This window comes from Streptomyces sp. NPDC051243, from assembly GCF_044455405.1.
Lineage (GTDB): Bacteria > Actinomycetota > Actinomycetes > Streptomycetales > Streptomycetaceae > Streptomyces.
Genome location: NZ_JBITES010000025.1, coordinates 109,476 through 131,228, shown reverse-complemented (window position 1 = coordinate 131,228; position 21,753 = coordinate 109,476). Strand labels below are relative to the sequence as shown.

Sequence of the window (21,753 nt, the reverse complement as noted above, 5' to 3'; positions counted from 1 at the left end):
GGGGGGGGTGGGCGCCCCCCCCCGGGGGCCGCGGGGGGGGGGGGGGTTTGTGGCGGGGGGCGCGGGGGGGGGGGGGGGGGGGGGGGGGTTTGGGTTTGGGGGGGGGGGGGGGGGCCGGGGCCGGGTCGGGGGGTGTCCGTCCTCGGACCGGCGGCTGGACCCAGGCCAGGAGGTGCCGCGTTTTGACGCCGGCCACTGCGGGCGGACACCCCCCGGCCCGGCCCCTTCCCGCCGTACGCGACCGCGGCTCCGTGGGCGTGCGGCCAGGCAGACCCCCACGGAGCCGGCGGAATGGGGCCCACGCGCGCGTATGCGTCAGGCCGGGCGGACCACGCTGTGGATGGACGACTCTCCGTCGTAGTAGATCGACTCCTCACGGACGTACGCGCCCGGCTTGGGGGCGTGGATCATCATGCCGTTGCCGATGTAGATGCCCACGTGGGTGACGTCGTCGTAGAAGAAGATCAGGTCGCCGGGCTGGGCGTTGGCCAGGGAGACCGTGGTGCCGGCGTTGACCTGGTCGTAGGTGACGCGGGGGATGTCCACGCCGGCGGCCTTCCAGGCGGCCTGGGTGAGGCCGGAGCAGTCGTAGGAGTCGGGGCCGGTGGCGCCCCAGACGTACGGCTTGCCTATCTGGGAGCGGGCGAAGGCCAAAGCCTTCTCGGCCTTGGTAGCGTACGAGGAGTCCGTGGCCGGGGAGGACGAGTCCGAGGTGCTCGAGTCGGACGGCGACTCGGTGCTCTCCTGCTGCTGGGCGGCCGCGGCCTCCTGGCGCTCGCGTTCGGCCTCCGCCTCCGCCTGCTGGCGGGCCAGCTCCGCGGCCTTGCGGGCGGCCTCTTCCTGCTTGCGCTTCTCGATCGCGGCGAGGCGGGCCTTCTCCTCCGCCGTCAGCTTGGAGAGGAGTTCGCGCGCGTCGGACAGTTTCGTCTGGACCGTGGTCTTTGCGGTCTGCAGGTCGTTCTGCGACTCGGTGAGCGTCTCGAGGCTCTGGGCGGCCTCCTGGCGCTTCTTCATCGTCGCGGACTGCTGCGTGAAGTAGTCGTCGACCGCCTGCTTCTGACGGCCGGTCAGGCGGTCCATCAGCTGGGTCTGGTCGAAGTAGTCCTGCGGGGTGTCCGCCAGGAGGAAGGTCGCCGTGTCGGGGGCGGCGGCCCCGGTGCGGTACTGGGCGGCCGCGAAGGAACCCAGTTCCTCGCGCGCCTCGTTGAGCTCCTGGGTGCGCTTGGCGACGTCGTCGAGGAGGGTGTCGACGCGCTTGCGCTGCTTCGCGGTCTTCTCCTTGGCCGCGTTGTACTTCTCGGTCGCCGACTCCGCCTGGCGGTAGAGGTCGTCGACCTTCTTCTCGACCTCTTCGAGGCTCGGCTTGTCGTCCGTCGAGGGGCTCGCGTTGGCCGTCTGGGACAGCAGGGCCACGGAGGTGAGGGCCGCCGTGGCGAGGGCGGGGGTCCGTATGCCTGCTACGCGCGTACCCGCGGGACGCGACTTGCGGTGCGACGCCAAGGGAGGCGACTCCTTCCGTGCTCCGCCTACCGAGTTAGCTGTCGGGTTCGGGCGGGTGGTTCGGAAGGGTTGCCCTACGGCCGTTCCCGGGAGGGAAGTCGGGCCGATTCACCCCAGAGGTTCGGTGGGTCCCCGGCTCCGGCTGCGCGGTGGCGTGCCGGACTCGGCGGAGGCCGCGCGGCCCGGCGACGTTCGCCGGTGGGGGTCGTGCGGCCTGTCCGGCACGGTAGCCAACTCGTGTGGCCCCTGTGAAGGTTGATGTTCGATATGCCCGATACATTTTCGTGACCTTGCCGTTGTTTGCCGTCGGTGGTGGTTGGTTGGGGGGCGTGTGGCGGGTTTTGGTGTTGTTTGGGTGGAGGGCGGCTTCCGTCTGTTTTCGATCGCGGATTGTGACGGGCGCGTCATGGAGGGTGAGAGGGGTCCCGGCGGGGTGTGCGGGGAGATCGCGGAGTGTCGAAACGGGCGATGTTCTCGGGTCGGCCGCGGGCTGTCAGTGGGGCGCCCTAGACTCGGAGAGCGATGAGCAGCCTCTTTGACGACAGCTTCCTGGCGGACCTCCAGGCCCCACGGGCCCATGAGGAGGAACCCCCGCCTCCGCCCGAGGACGATCACGCTCCGGAGTCAGTTCCGGACGATCTGTTCGGCGGGAAGTTCGACGTGCCTCCGGACCGGGACGCCTACTACCGCGACGGCGCCCCGCGGCCGGCCATCGACGCGGCCGCGCTGCTGGAGGGGCTGAACGAGAACCAGCGGGCGGCCGTCGTCCACTCGGACACCCCGCTGCTCATCGTGGCCGGCGCCGGCTCCGGCAAGACGCGTGTGCTCACCCACCGCATCGCCCACCTGCTGGCCGAGCGGAATGTGCATCCGGGGCAGATCCTCGCGATCACCTTCACCAACAAGGCCGCGGGTGAGATGAAGGAGCGAGTCGAGCAGCTCGTCGGCCCGCGCGCGAACGCGATGTGGGTGATGACCTTCCACAGCGCGTGCGTGCGCATCCTGCGACGGGAGAGCAAGAAGCTCGGCTTCACGTCCTCTTTCTCGATCTACGACGCCGCCGACTCCAAGCGGCTGATGGCGCTCGTCTGCCGGGATCTCGACCTCGATCCCAAGCGGTTCCCGCCCAAGTCCTTCAGCGCCAAGATCAGCAACCTGAAGAACGAGCTGATCGACGAGGAGGACTTCGCGGCGCAGGCGAGTGACGGCTTCGAGAAGACCCTCGCCCAGGCCTATGCCCTGTACCAGTCGCGGCTGCGCGAGGCCAATGCGCTGGATTTCGACGACCTGATCATGACGACGGTCAATCTGCTGCGCGCCTTCCCGGACGTCGCCGAGCACTACCGCCGCCGCTTCCGGCACGTCCTCGTCGACGAGTACCAGGACACCAACCACGCGCAGTACGCGCTCGTGCGCGAGCTCGTCGGCACCCGCGAGCACCCCGTCGACGTGCCGCCCAGCGAGTACGACGTCCCGCCCGCCGAGCTGTGTGTCGTGGGTGACGCCGACCAGTCGATCTACGCTTTCCGCGGCGCCACCATCCGCAACATCCTCCAGTTCGAGGAGGACTACCCGGACGCGACCACCATCCTGCTGGAGCAGAACTACCGCTCCACCCAGACGATCCTCTCCGCCGCCAACGCGGTCATCGAGCGCAACGAGTCCCGCCGTCCCAAGAACCTGTGGACCAACGCGGGCGCGGGCGCGCGCATCACCGGCTATGTCGCGGACACCGAGCACGACGAGGCGCAGTTCGTCGCCGACGAGATAGACCGACTGACGGACGCGGGCGAGGCGAAGGCAGGTGACGTCGCCGTCTTCTACCGGACGAACGCCCAGTCCCGTGTCTTCGAGGAAGTGTTCATCCGCGTCGGGCTGCCCTACAAGGTCGTCGGCGGGGTTCGCTTCTACGAGCGCAAGGAGGTCCGGGACGTCCTGGCCTACCTGCGGGTGCTGGCCAACCCCGAGGACTCCGTGCCCCTGCGCCGGATCCTCAACGTCCCCAAGCGGGGCATCGGCGAGCGTGCCGAGGCGATGATCGACGCTCTCTCCCAGCGCGAGAAGATCAGCTTCCCGCAGGCGCTGCGGCGCGTCGACGAGGCGTACGGCATGGCCGCGCGGTCGACCAACGCCGTCAAGCGGTTCAACACGCTGATGGAGGAGCTCCGTACGATCGTCGAGTCCGGCGCGGGACCGGCGACCGTCCTGGAGGCGGTGCTCGAACGGACCGGCTATCTCGCCGAGTTGCAGGCTTCCACGGATCCCCAGGACGAGACCCGTATCGAGAACCTTCAGGAACTCGCCGCCGTGGCCCTGGAGTTCGAGCAGGAGTCGGGCGAGGGCGAGGCCTCCGGCGGACTCGCGGACTTCCTGGAGCGGGTCGCGCTCGTCGCCGACTCCGACCAGATCCCCGACGAGGACGAGGACGGCTCAGGCGTCATCACCCTGATGACCCTGCACACCGCCAAGGGCCTGGAGTTCCCGGTCGTCTTCCTCACCGGCATGGAGGACGGCGTCTTCCCGCACATGCGTGCCCTCGGCCAGACGAAGGAGCTGGAGGAAGAGCGGCGGCTCGCGTACGTCGGCATCACGCGCGCGCGTGAGCGGCTGTATCTGACGCGCTCGTCGATGCGGAGCGCGTGGGGACAGCCGTCGTACAACCCGCCCTCCCGCTTCCTGGAGGAGATCCCGGCGGCCCACGTGGACTGGAAGCGGACGGGGGCGACCGCGTCCGTGGCCTCCGGTCCCGCTGCCGGTGTGGCGGCCTCGCTGTCTTCGTCCCGCTCGCGCTCGTCGGCGTCCGGCGCGTCCGGCTTCGCCACCCGGCGGACCTCGGAGAAGCCGGTCGTCCAGCTGGCGGTCGGGGACCGGGTCACGCACGACCAGTTCGGGCTCGGCACCGTCACGGCGGTGAAGGGCACTGGCGCGAACGCCGAGGCGACGATCGACTTCGGGGACACCAAGCCGAAGCGGCTGCTGCTGCGGTACGCGCCGGTGGAGAAGCTCTAGCTCGCCCATGCGATGAACCTCCGCTGGAATGGCGGGGGTTCATCGAGTGAGTGGTGTGCGCTGCCTTACGTCGGGTCCAAGCCGTGGCTGCGCAGCCAGGAGAGCGGATCTATCGGCGAACCACCGGCCGGGCGGACCTCGAAGTGCAGGTGCGGGCCGGTCGAGTTGCCGGAGTTGCCGGAGTACGCGATGGGATCACCGGCCTTGACGGTCGTACCGGAGGCGACACGGTAGCTGGAGAGGTGGCAGTACCACGTCTCCGTACCGTCCTTCGCGGTCACGATCATCATGTTGCCGTAGGCGCTGTTCCACTGGGTGCGAACGGTGCCGTCGGTCGCGGCCATCACCGTCGTGCCGTACGACACAGGGAAGTCGATACCGGTGTGCACGGACATCCAGTTGATGCCGGACTGACCGAAGTAGGCGCTGAGGCCGTGGTTGGCGACCGGAATCGCGAACTTCGGGCGCAGCCGCTCCTTGCGGGCCGCCTCCTCGGCGGCCCTCTTCTTCTCGGCCGCCTGCTGGGCCTTGAGGTCGATGCGCTCCTGCGTACGGCTGGCCCGGTCGGCGAAGTCGTCGGCACCCGCGGAGAGGCTCTCGAGCTGGGTGTCCAGCTTGTTGTTCGCGGTGGACGGCTTGACGGCGGTCGCGTCGGACGCGGTCGTCGACGTGTCCTTGTCGTCGGTCAGGCTGCCGACGGAAGCGGCGGCGATGCCCGCCACACCCATCACACACGCCGAGGGCACGGCGACCGTCAGCAGCGCGGAGCGCTTGGGCGGCGTACGGCGGCGGGAGCGGGACCCGCTGCGGGCTGCGGCGCGCGGGGAGGGGACCGGGGCGGGCTCCTCCTGGCCATCGAGAAGCGGGGCCGCGTCGGGGAGTTCACCGGGGGCGGTCAGCTCGACGCCGTCCTGGGCGGAGCCGTCGTAGCCGGTCGGGTGGTCGTACGCCGTGGGGTCGTCGTACGCCGTGGGGACGCCGTGCTCGATCTGCTCGAAGTGGGCGGTCGCTTGCTGATCGAAGGATTCTGCGGACTGCTCGTATTCGTCGGCCGCCTGCGTGACGCCGCCGCCGGAGTTCCACTGGGTGGCGTCGTACGTGCCCGTCTCGAAGGTCTGCGTGCCCCATTCCCACTGCTGGGCCTGGTCGGCCGGGGCGCCGGACTGGTCGGGCTGCAGCCAGGCGCTCGCGTCCCACTGGCCGGAGGCGTCGTGGCCGGTGGCCTGGTGCGGGACGAAGGGGAGCTGCTGCTGGCCCGTCGCCCAGGCGGTGGTGTCGTACGCGCCGGAGTCGTAGGCGGCGTGGTGCTGGGCCGCGTACGCGTCGTAGTTCAGGGTGTGCTGGCTGCCCGTGGACCACTGCGTGGCGTCGTACGCGCCCGTGCTCTCACCGGGGAGACTGCCGAACAGGGGGTCCGCGTCGAAGGTCGCGGTGTGGCCGGTGGCGTCGAATCCGGTGGCGTCGTACGCACCGTACGTGGTGGAGTCACCGTAGTGGGCTTCCTGGGCGCCGTACGACGCGTAATGCGCCGAGGCGGCATCGGAAGCCTGAGCCGGGGAGGTCATGGTCCCCGACGGGTGACGATCGTTCACCAACTTCTCTCTCGCCTCGACAACAGGGGCTGCCAGAGCAGTGCGGCGACTGTACCCGGCGGTACGCGGGCACGACAATCTTCGGCAGGTTTCGCGCGCGCAGGAAACGGGCATTCGGCCGTGTTTTGGCGGACTGCGGGCGCGAGTTTGGCCTTGTGTTCGAAGGTTGTTCGATGTCGCTCGGCTGTCCCGAGGCTGTGCGGCGTGTGTGAGTCGGGTGTTGAGGCGGATGCCGAGGCGGATGCCGAGGGTGCGTCGCGGGGTGCCGGTTTACGCCACGGTCAGGCCGTCTGCGCGGGTGGTGGCCTCGGCTCCTGTCCCGGCCGAGTCGAGGGCCTGCCGTATTCCGGTCGCCACGGCGGGGTGCACCGGCAGGGCGAGGTGGCCGACGCCGCTCACGCGGACGTTCTGCGCCATCAGGTCCGGGTGGTCGATGCAGGCCGTCTCGAGCGGGTCCATCAGGTGATCGAGGTCGCTCCAGAAGCTCACGAAGTGCGTACGGCAGCCGGGCGCGGGCCGGGCCAGTTCCTCCAGGACCGGTGAACCGGGGCGCATCTGACGCACTATGGGGTGCGCGTTGGCCAGCGGGACGACACTGGTCCCGGAGTGCGGTGTGCCGAGCGTGACCAGCGTGCGGACCCTGACGTCACCGCCGAGGCGCTGCACGTAGTAACGGGCTATGAGCCCGCCCAGGCTGTGCCCGACGATGTCGACCTGGCGGCTGCCGGTGCGCTCGCAGATCTCCTCTATGTGCCGGCCGAGCAGTTCGGCGGCGATGCGGATGTCACAGGTCAGCGGTGAGTAGTTGAGCGACTCGACCTGGTGCCTGCCGTGCTGGGCGAGATTGCGGCGCAGCAGGACGAAGACCGAGCGGTTGTCTATGAACCCGTGCAGCAGGACGACCGGAGGATTTGTCTCCGTCGGCAGTGGGGTGGTTCCCCGGGGGTCCGGGGAGTCCTGTGCGGGGAGCGCGGGGGCGGCCCGGCGCTCCTGGGTGATTCCGGAGGGGTACAGGAGCAGGTGTCCGGCAAGGATCGCGAGCTCCAGGGCGGTCGCCTTCAGTAGGGCCAGGGAGAGGCCGGCGAGCCTGCTCGGGAGCAGGCGCCGACAGAGCGGAAGAAAGGGGAGTGCTGCCCCGGTGACCTTCATGGCCGACCTCCTTGCGGCACGCAGGAGGACGGCTCCGGCCCCCGTGTGCCCTCGTGGGAAGTCGCGGCCGAGGTGGCCGGCGGCGTGTCCGGAGGGCGCATGGGGCAGGCGAGGCGCGCGACGTGAGTCGGCCCGGTGGGCCATGGTGCGCCGAGGACCTGACGAGGCTCCCTGCCGGTGTGGCGACGAGGCTCCCCGCTGTCGTGCCTTACCTGCCCTACGTGCCCTTCGTACCACCGTCGATGCGCCGCACCACCATGTCGCGCGGCCCTGCGGCGCGGTGGTGCGGCGACCTCGTTGCGGCTCCCGTTGCGCTTGGTCCCGCTGCGACGCGCGTGCCGCGTTGTGCGGCCCGTGTGCCGCAGAGATGTGGAACGGTGCGCGGCGAACGTGTCCCTCTGTGTGATTTCCCCCTCGGTCTGCACCGCGAAACTGCCGGTTGCGGGATGCTGGAGATAACGTTCGTTCACTTCCCCGGGCGGCGTGGCCCGGGCGTCCGTGTCGTCGTGGCACGTCCGGCGCGGTGAGCGACGGAAAAGTGCGATACGCGCACCATGTATGACATGTACGTCGTGTGCGGCATAACTCATACATGAGCGGTACTTGTCGGTACGGATGGATGTAGTCGCTTCATGGAGGCAGTGATGGTTGTGGCAGCCGGTCCGATCCGCGTGGTGGTGGCCAAGCCGGGACTCGACGGCCACGATCGGGGGGCCAAGGTGATCGCGCGGGCGCTGCGCGACGCCGGCATGGAGGTCATCTACACCGGGCTCCACCAGACACCCGAGCAGATCGTCGACACCGCGATCCAGGAGGACGCCGACGCGATCGGTCTGTCCATCCTCTCCGGCGCCCACAACACGCTCTTCGCCGCGGTGATCGACCTCCTCAAAGAGCGGGACGCGGAGGACATCCTCGTCTTCGGCGGCGGGATCATCCCCGAGGCGGACATTCCCCCGCTGAAGGAGAAGGGCGTCGCGGAGATCTTCACGCCCGGCGCGACGACGCAGTCGATCGTGGACTGGGTGCGGGCCAATGTGCGGCAGCCGGCTGCCTCCGGCGGTTGAGCCGACGTCCGGTGCGGGTGGGTGGCGGTGACCGGTCCTGAGGGCTGCCGCCCCCGGACCCCCGCCTCTGCCCTGAACGGGCCTCGCCCTCAAAGTCCGGACGGGCTGCCCTGGTCCAGTTCCTCGATCATTGCCGCCCGCAACCGCAACGTCGTCACCAACCGCTGGAACGCCTCCGCCCAGTACCCCCCGGCCCCCGGCGACGCGTCCTCCGGCTCGTCCGGCACCGCCAGCAGGCCGTCGAGGCGGCTTGCCTCGGCCGGGTCGAGGCAGCGCTCGGCCAGGCCCATCACTCCACTGAAGCTCCATGGATAACTCCCCGCGTCCCGCGCGATGTTGAGCGCGTCGACCACCGCCCGCCCGAGCGGCGGCGCCCACGGCACCGCGCACACCCCGAGCGGCTGAAACGCCTCCGACAGACCGTGCGTGGCGATGAACCCGGCGACCCACTCGGCCCGTTCTGCGGCGCCCAGCGTGCCGAGCAGCTTCGCCCGCTCGGCCAGGGACACCGCACCCGGACCGCCCGCCTCGGGTGCCGAGGGCGACCCGAGGAGTGCCCGCGCCCACTCGGCGTCCCGCTGCCGTACCGCCGCCCGGCACCATGCGGCGTGCAACTCGCCCTGCCAGTCGTCCGCCACCGGCAGCGCCACGATCTCCTCGGGTGTACGACCGCCCAGCCGCCCCGGCCAGGTGCTGAGCGGTGTCGCCTCCACCAACTGGCCGAGCCACCAAGACCGTTCACCCCGCCCCGCCGGGGCCTTGGCCACGACCCCGTCGCGCTCCATGCCCGCGTCGCACTGGTGCGGTGCCTCGACACCGATCGTCGGCTCCCGCTGCGTGTGGTCCAGCGCGACGCAGGCCTCGGCGCGTGCCGCCATCCGCGCGGCGAGCGCCGAGCCCGGCAGGGCGGAGAGCAACTCCGCCGCCGTCGACCGGACATTGCGGCTCCGGTCGGCCAGCGCCTGCTCCAGGAGCGGCTCGTCCTGCGGACCCAGCCCGGCCCGTAGCGAGTCCAGGAACATCAGCCGGTCCTCGGCCCGCTCCGTCGCCCAGGTCGTGGCCAGGAGCTCGCGCGCGGCGACGGGCTCGCGCGCCCGTATCGCGGAGAGAAGGGCGACCCGCTCGGCGAACAACCCCTCCTGCCACAGCTGTCGGACCTCGGCCGCGTCCTCGAGATGCGGCAGTGCCGCGCCCCCGCCGGGTGTCGCGCGCAGGGCGAAGCGCCAGTCCGGGTTCAGCCTGGCGAGCCACACGGCCCGGGGACCGGCGAAGGTCAGGGCCGCCGGCCGCAGATCCGTACGCCCCCGCGCCGCGTCCAGAAGCGCCGGCAGCGTCTGAGGGGGTGGTGCGTAACCACGGTCGTTCGCCGTCGCGAGCCACTGGGGCAGTAGCTCCATGAGGTCAGGTGCCGTGCCTCTGCGGCCGCCGCCGGCCGCGCCGGGACGGTCGGCCAGCAGCATCGCCAGCCTGCGGGCCGCCGCCGGGGGCAGCGCGGGACGCGGGTCCTTCGGAGCCGACTGCGGCCGCTGTGCCGCTCGCGTCGGGCGCAGTCCGGCCCGCCGCCGTACGGCCTCCACGGCCGCCGCGTCCAGCAGCGCCACCGGCGCCTCCCGGCCCGGCGTACAGCCCGGGGGTGTACGCCGGTCCGTGCCGAGCAGAGCCGCCGTGACGAGCTCCTCCCAAGCGCCCGGCGCGGGCGAATCCACAGGAACGGAGGGGCTGTTCATGAGGTTCCTTCCTTTCTGCCTTCGTGCTGGGTGCCGTGGAGTCCGGGTGGGTGGATCCGGGGCGGATGGTCGGTGTGCTGGGCAGGGTTGGATAGCGAGCTGCTCGGTGACCGGCGGCGTGCCGCTCAGCACAGCTGCACCGCCTCGCCCGCGCCGTCCGGCCAGGCCGTCAACGGGGTGAAGCCGCGGTGGCCGCACTCGCCGAACACCTTGACCGGTGCTCCGCCCGACAGCGCGACCAGGCGCCACAGGCCCGGGCGGGCACGGGCGGCCGGGGTGAGCGGCAGGGCCGAGTCCGCGTCGGCGTCCGCCAACTGCCACGAGTCGCCGTCCGGGGTCGGTACGACTCGATCCAGGGTCACCGGGACCGAGTCCAGCCACGGGTCGTCGCGCAACGCCTCGCCGTAACGGGCGGTCGCCTCGGCCGTCGTCACACCCGGTGGCCGAATCGCCGCCGGAGCGGGCGGTGCGAACTGCTCGCCCAGAGCGGCCCGCAGCTGCCCGGCACCCGGGTACGCCGACACCTCCGCCTCCAGGACCAGCCCCACCGGCAGCGCCAGCTCCGGGGCGCGGCCGGCGGCTCCGTAGGAGAGGAGCAGGGCGGTACGGCCGGAGTCGGCGCCGTACAGCCATATCCGGCGCGTCGTCAGTTTCACGTCCGCCGTGTCGTACTGGGAGAGGACCAGCCAGCGATCCCTCACCGGTGGACCGTCCGCCGACGCGGGCAGGCCGATGCGGGAGCGGACCGTGTCCGCCAAGCCGTTGGGCAGCCGCTCTCGGCCCAGCCACCCCCGGTCCAGGAGGTGGAGGAGGGCGCACTCCTCCAGCAGGCGCACCGGCCAGCCGGGACCGGACGCCGGGATCGCCCCCAGTTCCCGCACCCGCGCGGCCAGTCCGGGGGCCTGGGCGTCGACCATGCGGGCCGCCGTCTCCTCCCACAGGCCGTACCCCGCCTGTTCCGCGCCGGCCAGGCCGCCGCGCAGCAGATCCGCCAGGCGCTGCTCCAGCTCCGTCGCCCCCGCGGTGACCCGCAGGGCCCGGCGCTCCGCTCTGCGCCGAGCCGCCTCCGGGTCACCGGACCCGGAGGCGGAACCGGACGCGCCCGCTGTCCGCTTCTCTTCCGCGCGCTGCCTTCTCCCCTCTGTCCACTGTTCAGCCCAGTCCGGCGGCGACCCAAGCGGCACCGCGCCGTCGCCCTCCGCCCAGAGCAGCAGCAGCCCGAGCGCGTGCTTGCACGGGAACTTCCGGCTCGGGCAACTGCACTTGTACGCGGGCCCGGAGGCATCCGCGATGTCGATGACCGTCCGATACGGCTTGCTGCCACTCCCCTTGCACAGGCCCCACACCGTCCCCTCGTCGGAACTCCCCGCCTCGGACCACGGCCCCGCCGCGCCGAGTTTGCTTCCCGCTTTGCGCGACGCGGCGTCAGGCGCCAGTGCCAGCACCTGGTCCGCGGTCCAGCGCACCCCCTGCTGAGTCATGCCATCGAAGGTAGATCCCACCACTGACAATCGGTCCGCACGAAGGTGCCTCCGGCGGTCGTGTGAGCGCGTTTGCGCAGGTCGGAACGCATTGTCAGTGGGGTGGTGCAACGTGGATGCCAGATCCGAAACCGGCTGAACCAGCCGAGCTGGAGGGGGACTTCGCCATGCCTGTGTCCGTAGAACCGATGTCAGAACCGACGTCCGTCCAAGCGGGGGAGACGGAACCGACCGAGGCGTTGCGTCCGCATGCCGAGGACGCCTTCGCCCATGAACTCGCCGCGCTGGCCGCGCAGGACGACCGTCCGCGCCCGGCCCGCTGGAAAATGTCGCCGTGGGCCGTGGCCACGTATCTGCTCGGCGGCACTCTGCCGGACGGCACGGTGATCACACCGAAGTACGTCGGCCCGCGCCGCATCGTCGAGGTCGCGGTCACCACGCTCGCCACCGACCGCGCACTGCTCCTGCTCGGCGTTCCCGGCACCGCGAAGACATGGGTGTCCGAGCACCTGGCCGCGGCGGTCAGCGGCGACTCGACGCTGCTGGTGCAGGGCACGGCGGGCACGCCGGAGGAGGCCATCCGCTACGGCTGGAACTACGCCCAGTTGCTCGCGCACGGGCCGAGCCGGGACGCCCTCGTGCCCAGTCCGGTCATGCGGGCCATGGCGGAGGGGATGACGGCCCGAGTCGAGGAGCTGACCCGTATTCCGGCCGACGTGCAGGACACGCTGATCACGATCCTGTCGGAGAAGACGCTGCCGATACCCGAGCTGGGGCAGGAGGTGCAGGCGGTACGCGGCTTCAACCTCATCGCCACGGCCAACGACCGCGACCGTGGTGTCAACGACCTCTCCAGCGCCCTGCGCCGCCGCTTCAACACGGTCGTGCTGCCGTTGCCGGAGAGCGTCGAGGCCGAGGTGGACATCGTCTCCCGCCGCGTCGACCAGATCGGCCGCTCCCTGGACCTGCGGGCCGTGCCCGACGGCATCGACGAGATCCGCCGCGTCGTCACGGTCTTCCGTGAACTGCGCGACGGGGTGACGTCCGACGGGCGCACGAAGCTGAAGTCGCCGAGCGGGACGCTGTCGACGGCCGAGGCGATCTCCGTCGTCACCAACGGCCTTGCCCTCGCCGCCCACTTCGGCGACGGGGTGCTGCGGTCGGGCGACGTCGCCGCGGGCATCCTCGGCGCCGTCGTCCGGGATCCGGCGGCCGACCGGGTCATCTGGCAGGAGTACCTGGAGGCGGTCGTGCGCGAGCGGGACGGTTGGACGGACTTCTACCGGGCGTGCCGGGAGGTGAGCGCGTGAACGGCGAGAGCGACGACCTGGGCTGGGGCCGCCCGAGCGGTGGACCGAAGTCGGGTGGTGGGTCTGTGGGCGGGGTGCCATTGGCCGGGTGACGGGGGCGGGTGGGTGACAGACCCGGTTGATCGAGGCCGGGTGGCGAGTTCCCGTGGGTGGTCCGTAAAGGGGTGACGGAATGCGTCGGGTGTGGAGCGAGCGCGATGGAGCGTTCAGCGGCTTCGTCGCGGGGCCGGGATCAAGGGGGATGGAGTGACGGGCATGCACAGGGCTGGGAGCGAGGGCCCGGAGGCGGCTGTCCACCGGGCGAGCGACGTGCCGTCGGGGCGCTCGGAGAACTCGGCCGCGGCTGCCCCGGCAACGAAGCCGCCGGGGCCGCTGTTGCTCGGCGTGCGCCACCACGGGCCCGGCTCGGCGCGGGCCGTGCGGGCGGCGCTGGAGGCCGCTCGGCCCCGCGTCGTGCTGATCGAGGGACCGCCCGAGGCGGATGCCCTGATCCCGCTCGCCGCCGAGGAGGCCATGCGACCGCCGGTCGCCCTCCTCGCCCATGCCGTGGACGAGCCCGGCCGCTCGGCCTTCTGGCCGTTGGCCGAGTTCTCCCCGGAGTGGGTCGCGATCCGCTGGGCCTCGCAGAACGCGGTGCCGGCCCGCTTCATCGACCTGCCGGCCACGCACACGCTGGCGTGGGGCAAGGAGGTGGAGCCGCTGTCCGCCGACAAGGAGGGGAGTGAGCCTGCCGGGGGGAGCGAGGAGGAGCGGGCCGAGGGGAATGGCCCTGGTGCCGACGTCCGTGTCGACCCGCTCGCCGTGCTCGCCGATGCCGCCGGTTACGACGATCCCGAGCGATGGTGGGAGGACGTCGTCGAGCACCGGGGTGTGGGGGACGGCGACGCGTTCGCGCCGTTTGCCGGGCTCGAGGAGGCCATGGGGGCGTTGCGGGAGGCGTACGGAAGCGGCGGGCATGAGCGGGATCTCGTGCGGGAGGCGTATATGCGACTCCAAGTGCGGGTTGCCCAGCGGGAGTTCGGCGACGACGTGGCCGTGGTGTGCGGGGCGTGGCACGTTCCCGCGCTGAGGCGGAAGAGCACCGTCGGCGCCGACAAGGCGCTGTTGAAGGGGCTGCCCAAGGTCAAGGCGGACATGACCTGGGTGCCGTGGACGTATCGCCGACTCGCGCGGGTGAGCGGGTACGGGGCGGGGATCGACTCGCCGGGGTGGTACGGGCACCTCTTCGGCGCCCCGGACCGGCCCGTCGAGCGGTGGATGACCAAGGTGGCCGGGCTGCTGCGGGACGAGGATCGGATCGTGTCCTCGGCGCATGTCATCGAGGCGGTACGGCTGGCCGAGACGCTGGCGGCGATGCGCGGGCGCCCCTTGCCGGGGCTGAGCGAGACGACCGACGCGGTGCGGGCGGTCATGTGCGACGGCTCGGACGTGCCGCTGGCGTTGGTGCACGACCGGCTCGTCGTGGGGGACGTGCTGGGGGAGGTGCCGCGGTCGGCTCCGGCGGTGCCGTTGCAGCGGGACCTGGACCGGATCCAGCGTCGGCTGCGGCTCAAACCTGAGGCGGCGGAGCGGGAGTTGGAGCTCGACCTGCGCAAGGAGAACGACGCCGAGCGAAGCAGGCTGCTGCACCGGCTGCGGCTGCTCGGCGTGGAGTGGGGTGAGCCGGTCGCGTCGCGGGGCAGCACGGGGACGTTCCGGGAGACCTGGCGGCTGAGGTGGGAGCCCGAGCTGGCCGTGCGGGTCGCGGAGGCCGGAGTGTGGGGGACGACCGTGTTCGCGGCTGCGACCGCCAAGGCGGAGGCGGACGCCGTCGCCGCGCAGGGCCTCGCCGATGTCACCGCACTCGCCGAGCGCTGCCTGCTGGCCGAACTGCCGGATGCGCTGCCGGTGGTGATGCGGATCCTCGCCGACCGGGCCGCCCTGGACGCCGATGTCGGCCATCTCGCCCAGGCCATGCCCGCACTGGTCCGCTCCCTGCGGTACGGGGACGTTCGGGGCACCGACACCGGCGCGCTGGCGGAGGTCGCCGCGGGTCTCGCCGAGCGCGTCTTCGTCGGCCTGCCGCCCGCCTGCGCCGCCCTGGACGCGGACGCGGCCGAGGAGATGCGGCGCCATGTGGACGCGGTCCACGGAGCGGTGGGGCTGCTGGGTGACGTGGTGGATTCGAGGGAGGGCGTACGGGGTTCGGCACCGGGATCGGGGCGAGGGACCGAAGGGGTTGCTGCGGGCCGGGGTGCTGATGGTGCCGATGGCGGAGGCGAGGAGACCGAGGCAGGTCAGGGCGTCCGGAGCACCCCGCCGCGCGCCCTCGGCCACGGGGACCTGCGCAGCCGTTGGCATGGGGTGCTCCGGGTGCTTTCCCTGCGGGACACCGTGCCCGGCGTGATCCGGGGGCGGGGCGTGCGGCTGCTCCTGGACGACGGGGAGTTGGCGCAGGAGGAGGCGGCGCGGCTGATGGGGCTGGCGTTGTCGCCGGGGACGCCGCCGGCGGACGCGGCCGCGTGGATCGAGGGGTTCGTCGGCGGGGGTTCCGGCGGCGGGATGCTGCTTGTGCACGACGAGCGGCTGCTCGGGTTGGTCGACACGTGGCTGACGGGGGTGCCGGCGGACGCGTTCACGGATGTGCTGCCGCTGCTGAGGCGGACCTTCTCGGTGTATGAGCCGGGGGTGCGGCGGACGCTGGGGGAACTGGTCCGGCGTGGGCCGGGGCAGCGGGGGAGCGCGGGGGTCGGCGGCCCCGGCATGCCGGGCTTCGCCGCCGAACTCGATGTCGAACGGGCGGATGCCGTGGTGCCGGTGGTGCGGTTGCTGCTGGGGCTCGGGTGGCCGGAACAGGGCATCGAGGGCGGCTTTGGGGACAACACCCCAGGCGAGAACAGAGAGGACGACGGCAGACAGGGCAACAACAGCCGTGGAGACGACCGCCCTGACGAGAACCGCCCTGGTGACAACCGCCTTGGTGACAACCGCCTTGGTGACGACCGCCTTGGTGACGACCGCCTTGGTGACGACCGCCTTGGTGACGACCGCCTTGGTGACAACCGCCTTGGTGAGAACGACCTTGTGGAGGTGACCGGATGACGACCGACGCAGCAAGGGAACCGAGGGCGCGGGCCGGAGCGGTGGGATCCGTCGGGCCGGCGCTCGGCATGTCGGCGCAAGGCCGGCCCAGGACGACGACCGTACCGGTGATCCCCTTGTGGGAGCGGCCTCGTGAGGGAGCGTGCCGATGACGAGCGCGACGAGCGCGACGGGCATGACGGGCATGGCGAGCGAGGCGATGGACCCGGCGCGGGAGCGACTGCGGCGGTGGCGAATGGTGCTGGGCGGGGACGACGCCGACGGCACCGGGTGCGCGCTCTCCGGGCGGGATGCCGCGATGGACGGGGCGCTGGCCGCGCTCTACGGCAAGGGGGACAAGGCACAGTCGGGGAAGGACCGTTCGGCGGGGCTCGGTGCGTCGGCGCCGTCCGTGGCGCGGTGGCTCGGGGACATCCGGACGTACTTCCCGTCGTCCGTCGTACAGGTCATGCAGCGGGACGCCATCGACCGGCTCGGGCTGTCCACGCTGCTCCTGGAGCCGGAGATGCTGGAGGCGGTGGAGGCGGACGTGCACCTCGTGGGCACCCTGCTCTCGCTCAACAGGGCGATGCCGGAGACGACCAAGGAGACGGCACGGGCCGTCGTGCGCAAGGTCGTCGAGGACCTGGAGAAGCGGCTCGCCACCCGTACCCGGGCCACGCTCACCGGTGCCCTGGACCGCAGTGCCCGTATCAACCGGCCACGCCACCACGACATCGACTGGAACCGGACGATCGCGGCCAACCTCAAGCACTACCTCCCGGAGTACCGGACGGTCGTGCCGGAGCGGCTGATCGGATACGGGCGGGCGTCGCAGTCGGTGAAGAAGGAGGTCGTCCTCTGCATCGACCAGTCGGGGTCGATGGCGGCGTCGGTGGTGTACGCGTCGGTGTTCGGGGCGGTGCTGGCGTCGATGCGGTCCATCAACACGCGTCTGGTCGTCTTCGACACCTCCGTCGTCGACCTCACCGACCAGCTCGACGATCCGGTCGATGTCCTCTTCGGCACACAGCTCGGAGGGGGCACGGACATCAACCGGGCGCTCGCGTACTGCCAGTCGCAGATCACCAGGCCCGCGGAGACGGTGGTGGTGCTGATCAGTGACCTGTACGAGGGAGGCATACGGAACGAGATGCTCAAGCGGGTCGCGGCGATGAAGGCGTCGGGCGTGCAGTTCGTGGCGTTGCTGGCGCTGTCGGACGAGGGGGCACCGGCCTACGACCGGGAACACGCGGCCGCGCTCGCGGCGCTGGGCGCACCGGCCTTCGCCTGCACGCCCGACCTGTTCCCGGAGGTGATGGCGGCGGCCATCGAGAAGCGGCCGATTCCGGTGCCGGACGCCGTGTGACGGGGGCGCCGGATGAGGCGCTGATGCCGGACGCCGTGTGACGCGGGCGCCGGACGAGGCGCTGATTCCCATGTCGGACGCCGTGTGAGGCGTGTGCCGGGGGAGGGTGCCGAACCCGGATGCCGCCGTCGTGTCCGGTGCCGATGTCGTGCGAGGGCGTGCCGGTTACGGCGCCGCTTCCGTGCCGGACGTCGCGTGAGGTGGGAAACGAGGAGGGCAATGGCGAGGATTTACCGGTGATTTGTCGACCTGGTGACGACCGACTTGGGCCAGCAAAACGGACATGAGTGCCCATCGGTAGCGGGGGGCTTGCGCGACCTCGGGAGGGGCGTGCGAGGATCGACGCGCCTTTTCAGCGGTGCGCCGCGCCCCGCTTGCTGATACCGCGCCGCCGCCGACTCCACGCTCGTCACGTGTACTTCATTCCGCCGCACGGGAGGAACCACCCCGTTTTGACCTGGTCAGCCGCTCTGCCGTTCGCCGCTGTGCGCATTGTGCGCATGGTGGCCGGGAGGCGTGCGCTCCAGGTGGCGTTGCTGGTGGGCGGGCTGTTCGTGCTCGGGTTCCTCTGCGGGGAGCGGGCGTATGCGGCGGACGTGGTGTCGGCGGGGACGAGTACATCGGCGTCCTCGGTTTCGGCACCCTCCGCCCCCGCCGGGGTTGTGCCTTCGGCGTCGGACGGCTCGGAGGGCGACGAGGTCGGCACGGTGGCGAGGAGCACGGTCGAGCTGCCGGCGGGTGAACCCGCCAGGACTGGTGAGCAGGCCCCGGCCATCCTCGGTCCCCATGCCCCGGCCATCCCCGGCCCCCATGCCCCGGCCGGGCCCGCTCCGGACGCCTTGCCCGAGCCCGCGCCGCACCACGACGAGCCGAGCGTCCCGGCCAACCCGCCGACGACGCCCCAGGCCGACCCGGCAACTCCCCGGCACTCAGCCCCCGTCGTCCCTGCCCCGCACTCAGCCGACGGCACCGCCGACGAACTCGTCGGCCCCGTGACCGAGCACCTCGTCCAGGGCGTCGCCGATCGTGTCGTAGAGCCCGTGGGGAAGGTCGTCGAGACGGTGACCGAGGGGTTGACCGAGGGGTTGGCCGAAGCCGCGCCGCCGCTGGCGTCGCTGCCCTCCTTGCCGGTTCTGCCGGTACTGCCGACGATGCCGGAGTCGCCGGGCTGGCCGGGCCTGCCGGGGTTCGAAGTGCCCGGCGTGCCCGGCGTGCCCGGCTTCCCTGAGCTTCCCGGTCTGCCGACCGCCCCCGCTGTCCCCGCGCAGACCCTGCCCGCGCCCGTCACCACGACGCCGCAGCCGGGATCGGAGGCGCCCGCCTCGGGTGACCGGCGTGACGACAAGGGCCGTACCGGAGGAACCGCCGCTCACGTCACCTACGGTCCGTGGGCCGGTTCCGGTGCCGCAGTGCCCAAGGCCTCCACCGGCACCGGCGACGCGCACCGCACGGCGTCCGCCGGCTACGCCCCCGTCCACCAGGCGCCGGTTGATCACCCCGGTGCTGTGGGCGGCAGCCGTTCGGCGGGCGACAACAACAACCCACGGCACGGGGACGCGCACGCCGTCTCGCTGAGCCAGCGGGCCCCCTTGCGGCTGGTGCCCGGCGCCGCCGCGCGTGCCGACGCGGACGAGATCCTCGACAGGCACGGGGACATACCGGTTTCCCCCGCGTAGGGCAGCAGGCCGACCCTCCCCGCCGTAGACCTGCCGCGCGGGGGCGGAAACAGGTCTGCCCGCCCGTCCGGACCCCCCAGTCCCGGATGTCCCCCTGACATCCCCCGGACGGAAGCCGCCGGAGCCGTACCCGGTCCCGCTGGTCCCCTACTCCCCGGACCGCGACCGGAACGGCGCCGGACTGTCCCCAACCGTCCGAAGCCCCGGAGCTCGCGGAGTTCTTCCAGGAACTCCGCCTTCCCGGTGGCCTTCGGAGCCCCAAGATCTAGGGATCCGACGCACGCATGAACAAGAACATCCGCCGTTCGATCGTCATAGCCGCCGGTGTCACCGGCGCCTGGGCGCTCGGCTCGACCGTCGCCAACGCGGACGAGCTGCCCGCCTCCACACTCTCCGTACCGGACACCACCACCGACGCGACCGACGCGACCGACGCGGTCGACAGCGCCGACGCCACCGGCCTGCTCGGCGGGGTGACCAGCACCGTCAACGGTGTCGTGTCCGACGTGACGGACACCGTCTCCGGCGTCACCGACGGCGCCGGCGACACGGCCGGCAACACGGTCGGCACGGTCACCGGCACGGCCACGACGACGCCCGCGAGCGCCGCCGATCAGGCCCGCCGTTACGTCGACGCCAAGGTCGACGTCCCGACCGCCGGCACCGCGGCCAAGGCCGCGAAGGCCAAGGGCGCCGCGCAGGCCATCCAGGGCGCCAAGACCGCCCGCGCGGACAAGGCGGCGCAGATCGCTGCGCAGGCCGAGGCCCGCGTCTCGGCAGGCGTCGCCGACCTCGACGACGCACGCCACGACGCCCCGCAGCTCCCCGACACCCCGGGCACCCCCAGCCCCATCGACTACCTCTTCGGCCCCCTCTCCGCCTTCGCCCCCGAGCTGGAGAAGGCGCTCGCCGCCGCGCAGACGAAGCTGCAGGGCACGCAGGCGGCGGCCCGTGCGCAGGCGCAGGGCGTCGAGGGCGTCGTCCGGACGAAGGCGCAGTACGCCGTCGCGGGCGCGGGCCGCACCGGAGCGGGTGCGCAGGACGTCGCCCAGGCCGCCGTCACCCACCTCAAGGGCCAGGCGGCGGACGCGACGGCCACCGCCACCGGCAGGGCCACCGCGGTCAAGACGGCCGCCGAGGCCTCCGTCTCCGCCGTCCCCAGCCATGTCACCGGCACGGTCGGCGGCGTGGAGCAGCGGGTGGTCGGCACGGTCAGCACGGTCCCGGGCACGGTCACCCCGGTCGTCGCGCAGACCGCGGACGCGGTCGTCCCGCCGCTCGCCACCGAGGCCGTGAACGGCGTGCAGCCCGTCGCCGGGCGCGTCGTCGACGGCGTCGTTCCGGCCGCCCAGCGCGCCGTCGCCGGTGTCGCCCCCGCCGCCACGCACGCCGTGGCCGGGGTGACCCCGGTCGCCGGGCACACGGTGGACGGCATCCAGCCGGTGGCCGGTGGCGCCGTGGCCGGTGCCCGGTCGGTGGCCGGCGGAGCGGTGGCCGGCGTGCAGCCGGTCGTCGGCCAGGCAGTGGAGGGCGTGGCGCCGGTCGCCCACGGCGCGGTGGCCGGGGTCGCCAAGACCGCCGGGCACACCGTGGACGCGGCCGCCGCGCTGGCGTACGGCGTCGTCGCCGATGTGCAGCCGGTGGCTGGCGGTGTCGTCCACGGGGTCCAGCCGGTCGTCGCCGGTGCGGTCGCGGGCGTCCAGCCGGTCGCCGGACAGGCCGTCCAGGGGGTCCAGCCGGTCGTCGGCGGCGCCGTCGAGGGTGTGCAGCCGGTGGCCCACGGTGCGGTCGGCGATGTCCAGCACTTCGCCCACGGGACCGTCGCCGACGTCCGGCCCGTCGCCTACGGCGCGGTCGCCGACGTGCAGCCGGTCGTGCAGGGCGTCGCCGCGGACGTACCGCCGTACGCCACCGGCCTGGCCGGCCAGGCCGCCGCGGGCGGCAGCGGCGCCGTCCTGCCGCCCGTCGCCGACACCGCCGTGCACGGCGTGGTGCCGGTCGCCGGGCAGGCCGGCGCGGACGCGGGTGCGCTGGGGTACGGCGTGGTCGGCGATGTCCAGCCCTTCGCGGGCGGTGTCGTCGGTGGGGTCGACCCCTTCGTGCACGGGGTGGCCGGGCAGACCGTCCCCTTCGCCGAGGGTGTGACCGCTCATGCGCAGCCGTTCGCGTACGGCGTGACCGGCGCCGTGCAGCCCGTCGTGGACCAGGTGGTGGACACCGTCAGCCCGGTCGTGCAGGGCGTCGGCGGCAGCGCCACGACGCTGGCGTACGGCGTGGCGGGCGACGTCCAGCCCTTCGCGGGCGGCGTCGTGGGCGAGGTCGACCCCTTCGCGCACGGCGTCGCCGGGCAGGTCGCGCCCTTCGCCGGGGACCTGAACGGCACGGTCCGGCACTCGGCCGGCCCGCTGGCGGGCAACGCCGTCAGCGGCGTGCAGGGCGTCGGACAGTCGATCACGCCGGGTTACGCGCAGGACCTGTACCACCAGGCGCCGTACGGCATCTGACCGCACGGCCCTCGACGTCGTACGACGGCCCGGCGGAAGCCACGTACGGCGCACCCGCCGCCACGGCGGACGCGATCGCGGACGCACGCACCACCCGCATCCGCGAGCCGCGCCCGTCGTGGCGACCGACCGACTCCGCGGGGCAGACGGCCCCGGACGGCCGAAAACCGTCGGCCGTTCCGACCGGAACCCCGCGGAAGGGCCGGGTGATCCCCATTGGGGTGGGGATCACCTGCCCAGAGCCCACAGGGGCGGCCCATTCGTGCCTCTTCGGGCTGTTCAGGGACCTCACCGGGTCAACCCCAGCCC

At 72.4% G+C, this 21,753-nt stretch carries 12 protein-coding genes and 1 riboswitch; of the genes, 7 read left to right on the top strand and 5 right to left on the bottom strand.

Annotated features, from left to right (window positions below; translation table 11 throughout):
* Positions 1-315: 315 nt before the first annotated feature.
* Entirely contained in the window at positions 316-1,500 is a 1,185-nt protein-coding gene (locus ACIBAG_RS43160; protein ID WP_399113284.1) for an NlpC/P60 family protein, read from the bottom strand.
* Positions 1,501-1,508: 8 nt separating this feature from the next.
* A riboswitch (cyclic di-AMP (ydaO/yuaA leader) is annotated at positions 1,509-1,679 on the bottom strand.
* A 343-nt stretch (positions 1,680-2,022) separates the two neighbouring features.
* On the opposite strand from ACIBAG_RS43160, the gene pcrA reads away from it, so the two are divergent.
* Positions 2,023-4,509, top strand: coding sequence for a DNA helicase PcrA (gene pcrA, locus ACIBAG_RS43155; protein WP_399113283.1), 2,487 nt, complete (start codon positions 2,023-2,025; stop codon positions 4,507-4,509).
* 65 nt (positions 4,510-4,574) lie between these two features.
* On the opposite strand, the gene ACIBAG_RS43150 is transcribed toward pcrA, so the two are convergent.
* Both ACIBAG_RS43150 and ACIBAG_RS43145 read right to left on the bottom strand, forming a co-directional pair.
* Positions 4,575-6,074, bottom strand: a complete 1,500-nt coding sequence (locus ACIBAG_RS43150; protein ID WP_399113302.1) for a M23 family metallopeptidase — start codon at positions 6,072-6,074, stop codon at positions 4,575-4,577.
* A gap of 297 nt (positions 6,075-6,371) precedes the next feature.
* Entirely contained in the window at positions 6,372-7,250 is an 879-nt protein-coding gene (locus ACIBAG_RS43145; RefSeq protein ID WP_399113282.1) for an esterase/lipase family protein, read from the bottom strand.
* Positions 7,251-7,894: 644 nt separating this feature from the next.
* Between ACIBAG_RS43145 and ACIBAG_RS43140 the strand changes: the two genes are divergently transcribed.
* On the top strand, positions 7,895-8,317 hold the full coding sequence (locus ACIBAG_RS43140; protein WP_399113280.1) for a cobalamin B12-binding domain-containing protein: 423 nt from the start codon (positions 7,895-7,897) through the stop codon (positions 8,315-8,317).
* An 89-nt stretch (positions 8,318-8,406) separates the two neighbouring features.
* Here ACIBAG_RS43140 and ACIBAG_RS43135 read toward each other — a convergent pair whose 3' ends face one another.
* A complete protein-coding gene (locus ACIBAG_RS43135; protein WP_399113278.1) occupies positions 8,407-10,044 on the bottom strand; it encodes a DUF5691 domain-containing protein in 1,638 nt (545 codons plus the stop codon).
* Between the two features lie 125 nt (positions 10,045-10,169).
* The gene (locus ACIBAG_RS43130; protein ID WP_399113276.1) at positions 10,170-11,525 is read right to left on the bottom strand and encodes an SWIM zinc finger domain-containing protein; all 1,356 of its coding nucleotides are present in this window, start codon (positions 11,523-11,525) and stop codon (positions 10,170-10,172) included.
* Positions 11,526-11,692: 167 nt separating this feature from the next.
* Here ACIBAG_RS43130 and ACIBAG_RS43125 point away from each other — a divergent pair, with 167 nt between their 5' ends.
* The 5 genes from ACIBAG_RS43125 to ACIBAG_RS43105 all read left to right on the top strand — a co-directional run bounded on the left by ACIBAG_RS43125 (position 11,693) and on the right by ACIBAG_RS43105 (position 21,444).
* Entirely contained in the window at positions 11,693-12,835 is a 1,143-nt protein-coding gene (locus tag ACIBAG_RS43125; RefSeq protein WP_399113274.1) for an AAA family ATPase, read from the top strand.
* Positions 12,836-13,090: 255 nt separating this feature from the next.
* Positions 13,091-15,916: a DUF5682 family protein gene (locus tag ACIBAG_RS43120; RefSeq protein ID WP_399113272.1), complete on the top strand. Its 2,826-nt coding sequence runs from the start codon at positions 13,091-13,093 to the stop codon at positions 15,914-15,916.
* A gap of 184 nt (positions 15,917-16,100) precedes the next feature.
* Positions 16,101-17,264 carry a VWA domain-containing protein gene (locus tag ACIBAG_RS43115; RefSeq protein WP_399113301.1) on the top strand — a complete coding sequence of 388 codons (1,164 nt, stop codon included), beginning with the start codon at positions 16,101-16,103 and terminating at the stop codon, positions 17,262-17,264.
* A gap of 452 nt (positions 17,265-17,716) precedes the next feature.
* Positions 17,717-18,940: a hypothetical protein gene (locus ACIBAG_RS43110; protein WP_399113270.1), complete on the top strand. Its 1,224-nt coding sequence runs from the start codon at positions 17,717-17,719 to the stop codon at positions 18,938-18,940.
* Positions 18,941-19,224: 284 nt separating this feature from the next.
* Positions 19,225-21,444, top strand: a complete 2,220-nt coding sequence (locus ACIBAG_RS43105; RefSeq protein ID WP_399113268.1) for a hypothetical protein — start codon at positions 19,225-19,227, stop codon at positions 21,442-21,444.
* The last annotated feature ends 309 nt before the right edge of the window (positions 21,445-21,753 follow it).

Excerpts from the sequence above, each read along its gene's own strand:
- pcrA (WP_399113283.1), top strand. The coding sequence starts at position 2,023 with ATGAGCAGCCTCTTTGACGACAGCTTCCTGGCGGACCTCCAGGCCCCA.
- ACIBAG_RS43150 (WP_399113302.1), bottom strand. The coding sequence starts at position 6,074 with ATGACCTCCCCGGCTCAGGCTTCCGATGCCGCCTCGGCGCATTACGCG.
- ACIBAG_RS43145 (WP_399113282.1), bottom strand. The coding sequence starts at position 7,250 with ATGAAGGTCACCGGGGCAGCACTCCCCTTTCTTCCGCTCTGTCGGCGC.
- ACIBAG_RS43140 (WP_399113280.1), top strand. The coding sequence starts at position 7,895 with ATGGTTGTGGCAGCCGGTCCGATCCGCGTGGTGGTGGCCAAGCCGGGA.
- ACIBAG_RS43135 (WP_399113278.1), bottom strand. The coding sequence starts at position 10,044 with ATGAACAGCCCCTCCGTTCCTGTGGATTCGCCCGCGCCGGGCGCTTGG.
- ACIBAG_RS43130 (WP_399113276.1), bottom strand. The coding sequence starts at position 11,525 with ATGACTCAGCAGGGGGTGCGCTGGACCGCGGACCAGGTGCTGGCACTG.
- ACIBAG_RS43125 (WP_399113274.1), top strand. The coding sequence starts at position 11,693 with ATGCCTGTGTCCGTAGAACCGATGTCAGAACCGACGTCCGTCCAAGCG.
- ACIBAG_RS43120 (WP_399113272.1), top strand. The coding sequence starts at position 13,091 with ATGCACAGGGCTGGGAGCGAGGGCCCGGAGGCGGCTGTCCACCGGGCG.
- ACIBAG_RS43115 (WP_399113301.1), top strand. The coding sequence starts at position 16,101 with ATGGCGAGCGAGGCGATGGACCCGGCGCGGGAGCGACTGCGGCGGTGG.
- ACIBAG_RS43105 (WP_399113268.1), top strand. The coding sequence starts at position 19,225 with ATGAACAAGAACATCCGCCGTTCGATCGTCATAGCCGCCGGTGTCACC.